Source organism: Mycobacterium sp. 1081908.1 (assembly GCF_001673535.1).
Lineage (GTDB): Bacteria > Actinomycetota > Actinomycetes > Mycobacteriales > Mycobacteriaceae > Mycobacterium.
This window is the reverse complement of sequence record NZ_LZLY01000143.1, coordinates 13,911-26,760: the sequence shown is the minus strand read 5'-3', so window position 1 is coordinate 26,760 and position 12,850 is coordinate 13,911. Positions and strand designations below refer to the sequence as shown.

General features: G+C 67.8%; 14 protein-coding genes. 8 read left to right on the top strand and 6 right to left on the bottom strand.

Features of this window, described 5'->3' with window-relative positions:
* Positions 1-215: 215 nt before the first annotated feature.
* The gene (locus tag A5655_RS23475) at positions 216-497 is read right to left on the bottom strand and encodes a hypothetical protein (protein ID WP_067014282.1); all 282 of its coding nucleotides are present in this window, start codon (positions 495-497) and stop codon (positions 216-218) included.
* Between the two features lie 96 nt (positions 498-593).
* Here A5655_RS23475 and A5655_RS23470 point away from each other — a divergent pair, with 96 nt between their 5' ends.
* From A5655_RS23470 to A5655_RS23460, 3 genes are all read left to right on the top strand, one after another.
* Positions 594-2,081 (top strand): PE-PPE domain-containing protein, encoded by a 1,488-nt coding sequence (locus tag A5655_RS23470; RefSeq protein ID WP_231999257.1) that lies wholly within the window; start codon positions 594-596, stop codon positions 2,079-2,081.
* A gap of 117 nt (positions 2,082-2,198) precedes the next feature.
* Complete coding sequence (locus A5655_RS29470) at positions 2,199-2,441, top strand: long chain fatty acid-CoA synthetase Faa4p (protein ID WP_067014490.1); 243 nt, start codon at positions 2,199-2,201, stop codon at positions 2,439-2,441.
* Between the two features lie 24 nt (positions 2,442-2,465).
* The gene (locus tag A5655_RS23460) at positions 2,466-3,272 is read left to right on the top strand and encodes an SDR family oxidoreductase (protein WP_067014277.1); all 807 of its coding nucleotides are present in this window, start codon (positions 2,466-2,468) and stop codon (positions 3,270-3,272) included.
* Here A5655_RS23460 and A5655_RS23455 read toward each other — a convergent pair whose 3' ends face one another.
* Positions 3,273-4,112: an MBL fold metallo-hydrolase gene (locus tag A5655_RS23455; protein WP_067014275.1), complete on the bottom strand. Its 840-nt coding sequence runs from the start codon at positions 4,110-4,112 to the stop codon at positions 3,273-3,275.
* A gap of 121 nt (positions 4,113-4,233) precedes the next feature.
* The gene (locus tag A5655_RS23450; RefSeq protein WP_067014487.1) at positions 4,234-6,681 is read right to left on the bottom strand and encodes a glycogen/starch/alpha-glucan phosphorylase; all 2,448 of its coding nucleotides are present in this window, start codon (positions 6,679-6,681) and stop codon (positions 4,234-4,236) included.
* 229 nt (positions 6,682-6,910) lie between these two features.
* Between A5655_RS23450 and A5655_RS23445 the strand changes: the two genes are divergently transcribed.
* Positions 6,911-8,350 (top strand): MFS transporter, encoded by a 1,440-nt coding sequence (locus tag A5655_RS23445; RefSeq protein ID WP_067014272.1) that lies wholly within the window; start codon positions 6,911-6,913, stop codon positions 8,348-8,350.
* Positions 8,351-8,375: 25 nt separating this feature from the next.
* Here the strand turns inward: A5655_RS23445 and A5655_RS23440 are convergent, their stop codons facing one another.
* Positions 8,376-9,089: a hypothetical protein gene (locus A5655_RS23440; protein WP_067014270.1), complete on the bottom strand. Its 714-nt coding sequence runs from the start codon at positions 9,087-9,089 to the stop codon at positions 8,376-8,378.
* 56 nt (positions 9,090-9,145) lie between these two features.
* Here A5655_RS23440 and A5655_RS23435 point away from each other — a divergent pair, with 56 nt between their 5' ends.
* Together A5655_RS23435 and A5655_RS23430 are read left to right on the top strand one after the other, a co-directional pair.
* Positions 9,146-10,042 carry an alpha/beta hydrolase gene (locus tag A5655_RS23435; protein WP_067014267.1) on the top strand — a complete coding sequence of 299 codons (897 nt, stop codon included), beginning with the start codon at positions 9,146-9,148 and terminating at the stop codon, positions 10,040-10,042.
* Complete coding sequence (locus tag A5655_RS23430; protein ID WP_067014264.1) at positions 10,039-10,503, top strand: DoxX family protein; 465 nt, start codon at positions 10,039-10,041, stop codon at positions 10,501-10,503. Before A5655_RS23435 ends, A5655_RS23430 begins: the two co-directional genes overlap by 4 nt.
* Here the strand turns inward: A5655_RS23430 and A5655_RS23425 are convergent.
* A complete protein-coding gene (locus tag A5655_RS23425; RefSeq protein WP_067014262.1) occupies positions 10,460-10,705 on the bottom strand; it encodes a hypothetical protein in 246 nt (81 codons plus the stop codon). The genes A5655_RS23430 and A5655_RS23425 overlap by 44 nt on opposite strands.
* A gap of 140 nt (positions 10,706-10,845) precedes the next feature.
* Here A5655_RS23425 and A5655_RS23420 point away from each other — a divergent pair, with 140 nt between their 5' ends.
* Positions 10,846-11,646, top strand: coding sequence for an SDR family NAD(P)-dependent oxidoreductase (locus tag A5655_RS23420; RefSeq protein WP_067014259.1), 801 nt, complete (start codon positions 10,846-10,848; stop codon positions 11,644-11,646).
* On the top strand, positions 11,647-12,591 hold the full coding sequence (locus A5655_RS23415) for a phosphotransferase family protein (protein ID WP_067014257.1): 945 nt from the start codon (positions 11,647-11,649) through the stop codon (positions 12,589-12,591).
* 7 nt (positions 12,592-12,598) lie between these two features.
* Here A5655_RS23415 and A5655_RS23410 read toward each other — a convergent pair whose 3' ends face one another.
* Positions 12,599-12,844, bottom strand: a complete 246-nt coding sequence (locus tag A5655_RS23410) for a hypothetical protein (RefSeq protein WP_067014256.1) — start codon at positions 12,842-12,844, stop codon at positions 12,599-12,601.
* Between the last annotated feature and the right edge of the window lie 6 nt (positions 12,845-12,850).

Genomic DNA, 12,850 nt, shown 5'->3' with positions numbered 1-12,850 from the left:
CGGCAGCTCCGGGTTTTCCGGGCGCCGGCGGCTTAGTTGAGTTCTCGGCGGGCCACGCGCACTGGACATGTCCAGCCACCTTTGATCGCGCTGTCCGAAACCGGCAAGGCGCACCTGGCTCGGTTTGCGGCTTTGGTGACTATCTCATGCGAACCGTATGAATTTCCGCTGAATAAAGATACTGCTGAGCTGCTAAGACGTCGAGGTCCTAGGTACTACCGCCAGCTCGCGGGCAGGTCGATGATGTGGTTTGGGCAAAAGTCCTGGGCGCCCTGAGACATGGCGTTCCGCGCGTCCTCGGCCGACATCTTGGCGCGCAGCGTCATGAACGCGTATTCGGCTGGGGCATAACCTGATTCGGGGCCGGCCGGATCGTCCATCAGCTGGCATGCCTGTTTTTCTTTTTCCTGGAAGCTATCGGCGTGGGCAACGCCCGAGCCGAACAGCAACGCCGAGACGACGAGCCCGCCGGCGGCGATTTTCGTAAGGGTCCTCACCGGTTCTTCACCTTCAGTCGCGCTTCCGCCGGCCCAGTCTAGAGGCCAACCGCGAAAGTGCCGCGGACCTGCTCGCCGTTGGCCAGAATGGTCCGGGTGCAGGTTGTTCTTCAGGGGCTGGCGTCGGCGGCGGAGGACGTCGGCAACATCGGTGCCGCGCTGGAGGAGGCCAACGCCCTCGCGGCGCTCCGGGCGAGCAGCATCGCGCCCGCGGGCGCCGACGAGGTCAGCGCGGCGATCACGCCGCTGTTCATCAATCAATCGAGGATCTATCGAGAGCTGGCCGCGGAGGGCCAAGCGTTCGAGCAGCGGCTGATACACCTGCTGACCGAGGCGGGCGTCGCCTACACCGCGACCGAGCAGGCCGCGCAGCAGGCGCTGCGCGACGCGATCGGCGAGCTGGAAGCGCCCCTCGCCTCGTTCGCCGCGCAGGCCGAGAACCCCGCCCCCACGAGCATCCCGCCGCTGAACGTGCCGTCGAACAGCTCGGTGGCGCTGATCGTCGGCGGCACCACGTTCCCCCTGCCGGACGCCAAGTACGTCAGCTCGATCATGGCCAACTTCCTCGACAACCCCACGCTGTCGCCACTGCTGGGGGCCTCGGGGCAGGCGATTTATACGCCGGAGCAGTTCTGGCCGTTCACCCCGCAGCTCGGGAACCTCACACTGGGGCAATCGGTGGCGCAGGGCGTGCAGTTGCTCAACACGGACATCAACGCCGAACTCGCGGCGGGCAACAAGGTGGTCGTCTACGGCACCTCACAAAGTTCGCTGGTGGCCACCAACGAGATCCGCAACCTCATGGCGATGGCCAACCCGCCGGATCCGAGCAAACTGTCGTTCTTTTTGACCGGTGATCCCGGCAACCCCAACGGCGGGTTCTTCGAACGCTTCCCCGGCCTGTACATCCCGTTGGTCGACGTGCTGATGAACGGGGCGACGCCCCCCAACTCGCCCTATCCGACCGTGATCTTCTCGAATCAGTACGACATGGTGACCAACCTGCCCAAGTACGTGCTGAACCCGGTCAGCGATCTCAACGCGTTCATGGGGTTCGCGCTCTTCCATGGGACGCACGACTACGTCGACCCGACGCCGGGCCAGATCGCCAACGCGATCCAACTGCCGACGTCGCCCGGCTATGCGGGCGAAACCAGGTATTACGAGCTGCTGACGCAGAACCTGCCGTTGGTCGCGCCGCTACGCCTGTACGTGCCGCAGCCGTTCGGCAACGCGCTGGCCGATCTGCTGCAGCCGGACCTGCGGGTGATCGTCGACATGGGCTACGGGTCGGGGGAGTACGCCGACATCCCCACTCCCGCCAGCCTGTTCGAGCTGCCGAACCCGTTCACGATCGTCCCTGATCTGGTGCACGGCGCGGTCCAGGGCCCGCAGGCCGCCCTGGTGGATCTCGGGTTCCTACCGCCGTCGATGATGCCCACCGGCTACCCGTTCAATCCTGCGCTCGACCCCGGCCTGAACTTCCCGCTGCCTCAGTCGCCGGTCACCGGCGTCTCGTTGCTCACCGGGTTCGAGGGCCAGCTGATGCGCACGTTGGGCCTAATACCGAGCTGGGACAGCTGAGGCGGCCTGGCACGATTAGGTTTTTGGGCCTGAGTCGCATTACTCTTGCGCGCGGTTCCTCTTCGACTCGGGAAAGCAGCCATGCCCATACAGCCCACTTTGCGGCGGCCAAACCTGATTCGCACCAGCGCTACGCGCCGGGTCGCTCGCCGCCTACAGTGCCCGACGGTCGGCCAGTGCTTCGACATCGAGGTCAGCCGCGTTACGGACGGGTGGATCGTCCGGATCCCCGAGATCGGTGGGGTCGCCCGCGTGAGCCGTCGGGCCGCGGTGGAGCTCGGGGCGCGGAAGTGCATCGCGAACCGGACCGGCATCCCGATCGGTTATGTCGCGGTCTACGTATCACGCGAGAGCGGTTAACCCCGAACAGCGGTTGCCGCGACCATGAACACCCGCCGCAGTCCGTTCCGGGCTGACCTGCTGCAGGGGAAGGTCGCGTTGGTCACCGGCGGCGCCACCGGGCTCGGCCTGGAGGTCGCCCGCGTTCTGGGCAACCACGGCGCCCGCGTCGCGATCTGCAGCCGGAAGGAACCCAATCTCGAAGCGGCGGTTGCGACGTTGCGGGACGAGGGGATTGAGGCCTGTTATGGCGTGTGCGACGTCCGCCGCGAGGACGAGGTGACGGCCGTCGTCGAGGAGGTGCTGCGAACCTACGGCCAACTCGACATCGTCGTGAACAATGCCGCCGGGAACTTCCCTGTGCCGATAAGCGACCTCAGCCCAAAGGGATTCAAGGCCGTGGTCGACATCGACCTGCTCGGAACCTTCAACGTGTCGAAGGTCGCGTACGACCTGTGGCTGCGCGAGCACGGCGGCGCGGTGGTGAACATCAGCGCCGCGATCCAGTATCGCGGCATGGCCCTGCAGGCGCACGTCGTTTCGGCCAAGGCCGGCGTCGACGCGCTGAGCCGCGCCTGCGCGATCGAATGGGGGCCCGACGGGGTGCGGGTGAATGTCGTTGCCCCCGGCGCGATGTCCGGCACCGAGGGCGTCAAGAGAATCACCGGCGATGCCCAGCACCGCACCACCCAGAACCCGCTGCGGCGTCCCGGATCCACCACGGAGGTCGCGGAAGCGGTGCTGTACCTGGCCAGCGACGCGGCGTCCTATGTGACGGGAGCCGTCCTGGTCGTCGACGGCGGAGGCTGGTTGACCGCCAGCGGGGTGCCGGACCTGCCGGGCTATCGATGATCACCCGTTGGGCTTGAAAGCGTATGTCTCACCGTGAGCGAGGTAGACGAATTTCGTGGTCGTCGCCGAGGCCTGCGCCGCCTTTTTGAAGTCGTCGAGGCCCGAGAGGAATACCGAGAAGTCGTTGTAGTGGATCGGGATGGCGGTGCGAGGTTTGGTGATTTCGACGGCCCTGACTCCCTGCTCGCCCGTCATGGTGACCACCGTGACCAGGAACGTCGTGCCACCCGTGTGAATCAGTCCGAGGTCGATGTCGGGGTAGCGGCGCGGGATCTCGTCGAGGGCATCGACGAGCATCGTGTCGCCGGTGATGTAGAGCCGGTAGAGGTGATCTGCGTTTCGGCTGAAGTCAAGCAAGTGCCCGTTGACGGGCATCAGCAGGTCGTTGACCGCCTCGTCCGTAGAGTGCTTGCCCGGCATGGCGGTGATATTCAGCGTCGCCTCGCCTTTTCGCACCACCAGGGATCCCCAGGTGTCCAGCGGATAGCCCCGCTCGAAACCCAGAGCGCTTAGCTTGTCCACGGCGTCGGCCGTCGAGACGATGGGCAGTGTTTTGTCGAGCTCCCGCGCGGCGACATCATCGAAATGATCACCGTGGTAATGCGATAGGACGATCAGGTCGATCGGTGGCAGATCGGCGATCTGGCAGGCCGGCTCGACGTCGCGCCGGGCCCAGATGCCATGCCCCAGATTCACGTGCTCGCCCTTGTGCAGGAAGGCCGGATCTGTGAGGATCGTCAACCCAGCGAAACGGATCAACGTGGTGGCGTTACCGATGAAATAAACATCGCCCCCCGCGAAATCAGCCGTCCCGCCGCTGGGCAATTCCAAAGAAGTCATCGTCGCCTCCTGGCCGATTCCGTGTCATCGTCACGCGATGTCGCGGTTTCAGTCTGATCCAGATCACGGAGACGCGATAGGGGGCGACTGCGGAGGTGACCGCACGCGGCCTGCCCGAGTTTCACATCTTCACGGTCAGCGGCCAGACGTTCCAGATCTCGTCGCAGTACTCCGTGATGGCGCGGTCCGAGGAGAACTTGCCACTGCGCGCGGTATTCAAGATGGACATCCTCGTCCACGACTCGGTGTCCCGCCACGCCGCGCTCACCTGCTCCTGGCACTTCAGGTAGGACGCGAAATCGGCGCACACCAGGAAGGGGTCGTCGTGGCGCAGGTTGTCCACCAGCGGCTTGAACACCTCGGTGTCGCCGTGCGAAAAAGTCCCGCCCGCAATCAGATCCAGCACGGCGCGCAACTCGTCATTTCCAGCTTGGGGGCCGTCGATGTAGTCGGCCGGGCGGTATCCGTTCGCCTTGGCCGCCTCGACCTCCTGCTCGGTCAGGCCGAACAGGAAGAAGTTCTCCGGACCGACCTCGTCGCGCATCTCGACGTTGGCTCCGTCGAGCGTGCCGATGGTCAGGGCGCCGTTGATCATGAACTTCATGTTGCCGGTGCCCGAGGCTTCCTTGCCCGCGGTGGAGATCTGCTCCGACAGGTCGGCGGCGGGGTAGATCATGTGCGCGTTCTGCACATTGAAGTTGGGCACGAACGCCACCCTGATGAAGCGGTTCACGTCCGGGTCCGCGTTGACCGTCTCACCGACGGCGTTGATCAGCTTGATGATCCGCTTGGCCAGGAAGTAGCCCGGGGCGGCTTTGCCGCCGAAGATGAAGGCCCGCTGCGGAATTGACGCCCCGGGATCCTGCTTGAGCCTGTGATACAGCGCGACGATGTGCAGGACGTTGAGGTGCTGGCGCTTGTACTCGTGGATGCGCTTGACCTGGACGTCGAACATCCAGTCGGGGTTGAGCTCGACGCCCGCGACCGACCGGATGTACTTGGCCAGGCGCGCCTTGTTGTTGCGCTTGATGTCGTGCCATTCCCGGCGGAAGGCCGCGTCGTCGACGAACGGCTCCAGCCCGCGCAGGCGGCTCAGGTCGGTCAGCCAGCCGTCGCCGACGGTGCGGTCCAGCAGCTCGCGCAGCCCGGGGTTGGCCAGGGCGAGGAAGCGCCGCGGTGTCACGCCGTTGGTCTTGTTGCTGAACCGTTCCGGCCACAGCTCGTAAAAGTCCTTGAGCACACTGCTTTTCAGCAGTTCTGAGTGCAGCGCGGCGACGCCGTTGATGGCGTGACTGCCCACCGTGGCGAGGTGTGCCATCCGGACGCTCTTGCCGCCGTCCTCGCCGATCAGCGACATCCGGCGCAACCGGTCCTCGTCGCCGGGGAAGCGGGCGCGCACCTCGTCGAGGAAGCGGCGGTTGATTTCGTAGATGATCTCGAGGTGGCGCGGCAACGATTCGGCGAACATCTCCAGCGGCCAGGTCTCCAGCGCCTCGGGCAGCAGGGTGTGGTTGGTGTAGCCGAACGTCGCGACCGTGATGCCCCACGCCTCGTCCCAGTCCAGCTGGCGCTCGTCGACCAGCAACCGCATCAGCTCGGCGACCCCGATCGAGGGATGAGTGTCGTTGAGCTGCAGGGCGAATCGCTGAGGGAGTTCGCGCACGCCCGCGTCCGCGAGGTCGTCCATGATGTGCAGCACGTGCTGCAGCGAGCAGGACACGAAGAAGTACTGCTGCAGTAGGCGCAGCCGCTTGCCCGCCTCCGGCTCGTCGTTGGGGTAGAGAACCTTGGTGACGGTTTCCGACGTGACCTCGTCCTCGACCGCCTTGTAGTAATCGCCGGTGTTGAAGGCCTCCAACGCGAACGACTTCACGGCCCGCGCGCTCCACAGCGTCAGCACGTTACAGGTGTTGACGCCGTAACCCTGGATGGGCGTGTCGTAGGCGACGCCCTTCAGCAGGCGCCCGGGCACCCAGCGGACGCGGTCGTGGCCGACGTCGTCGGTGTAGTGCTCGGCGTAGCCGCCCCACTTGACCAGGTAGTTGACGTCGGGTTTGGCGATCTCCCAAGGGTTTCCGCTGTCCAGCCAGTTGTCGGTCTGCTCAACCTGCCAGCCGTCGTGAATCTCCTGGTCGAAGATGCCGAATTCGTAGCGGATGCCGTAGCCGATCGCCGGCCGCTCGAGCGTGGCCAGCGAGTCGAGGTAACACGCCGCGAGCCTGCCGAGGCCACCGTTGCCCAGCCCCGGCTCCTCCTCGCAAGCCAGGACCGTCTCGAGATTCTGTCCCATCGCCGCGAGCGCCGTCTTTGCCGCCAACTCCATGTTGAGGTTCAGCAGGTTGTTGCCCAGCTGCGGGCCCATCAGGAATTCGGCCGACAAGTAGCAGGTCACCTTGCGGCCGAGGTCCAGCGAGGTCTGCGTCGAGGCCACCCGGCGGTCCTGCATGCGGTCGCGCACGGCGAGGGCCAGCGCCCGGTAGTAATGCTCGGGCCGCAGCGCGGCGGCCGGACGACCGACCGAGTAGCGCAGGTGGTCGGTGATCGCCCGCTGCAGCGCCGCCGCGCTCATCCCGGTGCGGGAGTGCTCGGTCAGGTCGGCCCGCGTGGGGCTGGGGGAAAGCCCGTCGGAGGGCGTCTGCTCGACATCGGTCATCGTGGGTCCTACTCCCTAGGGGTGGGTGGCAGGTGAGTCAGTGTGGCAGCGGTGTTTGCACATCAGGCGCGCAACTGACGTCCGTGACATGAACGCCAGCCCACGCGCGGGCGACGAAACGGCGCCAGGCGCAGAATCGTCAACCATGAACCAATTCCCGCTGGCCTCGGCTGGTGCGCGGTGGTTGATCGCCGCGGCCGTCCTCGGTTCGGGTATCGCGCTGCTGGACGGCACCGTCGTCAACGTCGCGCTGCCGGCCATCGGGCGCGACCTGGGCGGCGGTCTGACCGGTCAACAATGGGTCCTCGACGGCTACCTGCTGACGCTGAGCGCGCTGCTGCTGACCGGCGGCGCCGCGGGCGACCGCTACGGCCGCCGACGGGTTTTCGTTGCCGGGCTGGTCGTGTTCACCGCGGCCTCCGTCGCCTGCGGTCTGTCGCCGACGGTCGGATGGCTGGTCGGCGCGCGGCTGGCGCAGGGTGTCGGCGCGGCGGCGTTGGTTCCGGGCAGCCTCGCGTTGATCGACGCCGGCATCGTCGACGACGACCGGGGCCGGGCCGTCGGGATCTGGGCGGGCATGTCGGGCGTGACGACGGCGCTCGGTCCGTTCATCGGCGGCTGGCTCGTCGATGCGGCGTCGTGGCGCTGGGTGTTCTTTTTGAACCTCCCGCTGGCCGCGGCGGTGCTGTGGATCGCCGTCCGGCGTATCCCCGAATCGCGCGATCCGACCGCACCGGGGCGTCCGGACGTCCTGGGGACCGCCGCCGTCAGCGTCGGGCTGTCCGGGGTGATCTACGCGCTCATCGAGGCGCCTTCGCGCGGTTGGACATTCGTCACCGCGACGGCCGCCGTCGTCGGCGCGGCGGCGCTGCTTGCGTTTCCGGTGATCGAACGGCGCGCGCAATCGCCGCTGCTGCCGTTGCCGCTGTTGCGATCCCGGCAATTCACCGGCGCCAACCTCACGACCTTGGCCGTCTACACGGCCATCGGCGGCGCGCTGTTCCTGTTGGCCCTGCAGCTGCAGCAAAGCCTGCACTACTCGGCGCTCGCGGCGGGTTCGGCGATGATGCCGATGACGATCATCATGCTGATCGGCTCGCCATGGGCGGGCGCGCTCTGGCAGCGGGTCGGTCCGCGGTTGCCCATGACGGTCGGCCCGCTGATCGCCGCGGCGGGCCTGGCGTTGATGGCGCGGATCGCGCCCGGGGCGACCTATCTCGGCGCGGTGCTGCCCGCCGTCGTCGTGTTCGGCGTCGGGCTGGCGATCACCGTGGCGCCGTTGACCGCCGCGGTTCTCTCCGCCGTCCCGGACAGCTACGCGGGCACCGCCTCCGGCGTCAACAACGCCGTCGCGCGCCTCGCCGGGTTACTTGCCGTCGCCGTGCTGCCGGTGGCGGCCGGCATCAGCGCCGGGCCGGGGCGGCCGCTGGGCCCCGGGTTCTCGGTGGCGATGATCATCGCCGCCGCCGTATGCCTGGCCGGCGCGGTCATCGCGGCGCTGACCGTCCGCACCGGCGCGGACTTCGCGCATCAGATGCTGCCCGGCATCAACCACTCCTGCCAGGACCCGTGCACGCGGCTTTAACGGTGCGCCGCTGCGGCTCCCGTCCCTAACCGGTGACCGTCATCTGCTCGTCGCTGCTGGCCCACGACCGGGCGAAGACGTCGATCGGGACCTGTTCGTCGCGACCCTGTTCAGTGCCGCTGTCGTTGAGATGCACGACGCCGGCCGCGGTGTCGACGCCGGTGACCACCACGGCGTGATTGGCTTCCGGTTGGCCGTCCGGGGTCTTGTCCTCGACGGGCTCGCGCCAGATGACTTCGGAGTTGACCCCGACGATCGCCTTGCGGCCCTTGCCCAGAGCCTGCTCAAGCGCCGACATCCCCGTCGGGACACCGGCCTTCGCGGCGTTGTCCGAGTCGGTCGAGGTGGCGTGGATGCCGTAATGCGCGAGCAGCGCCGGCTCGTCGTCGAACGCGGTGCCGCTGCCGGGCTTGCGCTTCTTTGGCTTCGTGTAGATCGGTCCGGGGTGGACGGTGCTCGGGGTGGACTGGGCCAGCTTCACGATGGCCTGCTCGGAGGGCGGCTTGCCGGTCAGCTCCCCGACCACGTCGGCGACCGCCATTTCCACGCAGTCGTCTTCATATCCCTGGTAGCGCCAGAACGGCGCGGCCGCCGCCGGGTTGCCGTAAAGCGTGCCCTCGCCGCGAGGCGGGTCGGGCGCGGCGTGCGCGGTGCCCACCGCCAGGCCCAGCGCGGTGGCGCCGGCCAGCATGGCGACGCCGGCGGCCCGGGCCGCGGCCGCAGTGCGGGTGCCGATCATGCCGTGAATATCTGCGGAGGGCGGCGTGGCGTTACTTTGTGGGGGTGCCCCGGCCCATGCGGTTCGACGTCAGCGACGTCGTCGGCGAGCGGGCATGGTTGGCGGCGACCTATTACCCGGCGCCCCGTGGCGCCGACGCCATCCTCGTCTGCCTGCCGGGCGGCACCTACAGCCGCGACTACTGGGACCTCAGCTACCCGGGCCGCAGCGGCTACAGCTTCGCCGACTTCGCCACCGGGAACGGCTACGCCGTCGTGACGATCGATCCGCTGGGCACCGGCGAAAGTTCCCAGCCGGCACGCGATTTCGATTTCGCGGACATCGCCGCCGCGCTCGCGCGGGCCGTCTCGGCGCTGCCGGAGGTGACCGGCGAGCGCGCCCCCGCGCTGGCCGTGGCGCATTCCCTGGGCGGGTACCTCGCGATTGTTCAGCAGTCGCTGTTTTCCAGCTACGCGGGCCTGGCGGTCCTCGGCTGCACCAATCAGCACGTCGCGCCGCTGAACCTGGATGCCGGGTTCATCGCCCGGGCGGCCACCGCCGAGGGCCGCGCCGAGCTGGCCCGGCAGATCCTCGCCGCACTTCCCGAGCCCTATGCCGAGGGGCCGCGCGAATACCTGCAGAGCTGGTTTCACCTGGCCGATGTGCCCGCCGACGTCGTCGCGGCGGACTGCGTCACGGCAAAGTCGGTGGTACCGCGGGTATTCGGCACCGCGATGATCGCCGGCGTGGTCGCCGAGCACGCCGCGCGGATCGACGTTCCGGTGCTGGTCGGCTTCGGCGTCGTCGACGTCTCACCGGACCCACGCGCGGAGGCGGTCCTGTACCGCAGCAGCACCGACATCACGACCGTCGTGCTGCCCGACAGCGCGCACTGCCACAACATGGCGTCGAGCCGCCAGCGGCTGTGGGGTCGCGTGCTCGATTGGGTTGCGACCGTAAGGTATGCGTCGTGACGAACACTCTCGACGAACGTCTCGCCCACTATTCGCCCGCCGTGCTGAGCCTCTACCGTCTGGTCTACGGCTTGCTCTTCGCCGCGTGTGGCTCGAATATCCTGTTCGCCTGGCCTGTCCATCCGGCGTTTTCCGTCGCGGCCGGAAGCTGGCCCGGCTGGTACGCCGGTGTGATCGAGTTTGTCACGGGGCTTCTGATCGCGGCCGGATTGTTAACCCGCGCGGCCGCTTTCATCGCGTCGGGGCAAATGGCGGTCGCCTATTTCTGGATGCATCAACCGAAAGCGCTCTGGCCGGTCGGGGATCCACCGGCGGGCAACGGCGGGCTCCTGGCGATCCTCTTCTGCTTCGGCTTCTTCCTGCTCGTCTTCGTGGGCGGTGGGAGCTATTCGCTCGACGCCCTACGCGCCGGACGCGCTACGTCTCGCAGTGGCGGTGCGGTTCCGGGTCGAAGCACGTGACGGTTCCATACGGGCACCGGGGCAGGTAGACGCCGCCGCCCTTGCGCCAGCCCTTCCTGACCAGCTTTCGGGCCAGGTAGCGCGACGCCGTCAGCGCCTTGGCCTTCTCCGGCGCGGGATAGAGGCGGGGGTTGTCGTAGGCGTCGTAGATGTCTTCGGCGAGCGCGTCGATGAGTTCGATGACCTCGCGGGGTGTGGCCATGCGTCATCAGGTTCCCGTTTGGGTGACCAGGGAATCTTGTCAGCGACAGGTTCCCCAACCGGGCCGTGCTTCCGATCGACCGGCGATAATGGCATTCTCTGTATCGGAGAAGCCATTTCCATAGACGGAGGGTGTTGCATATGGGCGCAGACCGACGATGCGACGGGATGGTCGCGCTCGTCACCGGAAGCAGCCGGGGCCTGGGCAAGGCGATCGCCGCGCGGCTCGCCGCCCACGGCGCCACGGTGGCGCTCACCGCCCGAACGATGCAGCCCGACGCCAAGTATCAGGGATCGCTGACCCAGACCCGTGATGAGATCGCGGCCGCCGGCGGCCGCGCCGTCGCGTTCCCGGCGGACCTTTCCCAATCGGAGGCGCGCGAACGGCTTTTCGCGGAGGTGGTGAGTGCCGTCGGCGCGCCGGACATCCTGGTCAACAACGCCGCGGTCACCTTCCTGCGCCCGCTCGACGGGTTCCCCGAGCGGCGCGCCCGGCTGATGATCGAGATGCACCTGCTCGGCCCGTTGCATCTGAGCCAATTGGCGATCCCCGCGATGCGCGAGCGCGGGCGCGGCTGGATCCTGAACCTGACGTCGGTGGGCGGCGACCTGCCGCCGGGACCGCCGTTCTCCGAATTCGACCGGACCGCGGGGTTCGGCATCTACGGAACGGCCAAGGCCGCGCTCAACCGGCTCACCAAAAGCCTTGCCGCCGAACTCTACGACGACGGCATCGCCGTCAACGCGGCCGCCCCGTCCAACCCGGTGGCAACCCCCGGGGCCGGGACCCTGGACCTAGCCAAGACCGACACCGAGGACATCGAACTGATCACCGAGACCGCCCTGCGATTGTGCACCGGCGACCCCAAGACCCTGACGGGGCGCATCGCGCACACCCAGCCCTTCCTGGCCGAGGTCGGCTGGTCGAAGCCGGCCGGTTGAGTGACCGAGCTCGACCTGGACGAGCTGCGGCGGCGACTCGCGGCCGCGGGCGTCGCCGATCTCGCGCCACTGGCGGGTGGCGCGTCCAGCCTCACGTTCTCCGGTGCGCGCGACGGCCGGGCGGTGGTGATCAAGGTCGCGCCGCCCGGCGTGGAGCCGGTGGCGCACCGCGACGTGCTGCGCCAGGCGCGGATCATGAAAGCGCTTGCGGGAAGCCGGGTTCCGGTCCCGGAGGTGCTGTGGGAGGACGCGGGCAGCCCACCGCTCTTCGTCATGTCGCGGGTCGGAGGCGACTGTGTGGAGCCGCTTTTCGACGGTTGCCCGCCGGTCGTCGATCTCGCCGCGCGCTACCGCAACGCCTGCCGCGCGATGGCCGCCCTGCACCGGGTGTCACCGGTGGACCTCGGGCTGGGCGATGAACCGGTCATGGAACCGGTCGCGGAAGTGCGGCGCTGGTCTCACACGCTGCAGACCGTCGACGCGGCGCTGGTGCCCGGCTGGCCGCGGGTGCGGGACGCGTTGCTGGCATCCGCGCCGGCGGCCATGGACCCGAGCGTGATTCACGGCGACTTCCGGCTGGGCAACCTGCTGGCCGCCGGTGCCGGGATCAATGCGGTGATCGATTGGGAGATCTGGGCGATCGGTGACCCGCGGATCGATGTGGGCTGGTTCCTGATCAACTGTGACCCCGACACCTACCGGCGCGTTCCGGCGTCCGGCATGGTGCCGCCGACCGCCGAGCTCGCCGAGATCTACCAACGTGAGTTGGGTTGCCGGGTCGGCGACCTGGGCTGGTTCACCGCGTTGGCGTGCTTCAAGTCGGCCGCGACCTGGTCGCTGATCGTCAAACACAACCGCCGAAGGCGTTCTCCGCGAGCCGAATTGGAAGCCATGACGCCGAGTCTGCCGAGATTGCTGGAACGCGCGCGCTCACTGCTGGACTAGCGGTGGCCTACCGGCACCGTGCATACAGGTTTTGGCAGACCATCCCGATACGATCCGAACGCCCCGACGGGCCGACCTCGTCGCGCGGAGACGCGTACAGATCGGGTGTCTCCGTGAGTATTCGATCGATCACCCCGGGCCCCGGCGTGAAGGGGTCCACCGGGTCCGCCTGTGCGGTGCCGGCGCCGCCCACCAGCGTCATGGCCGTCATGCCACCGGCCACGAGCGCCAGGACGAACGGGCGACGTTTCATAGCAAA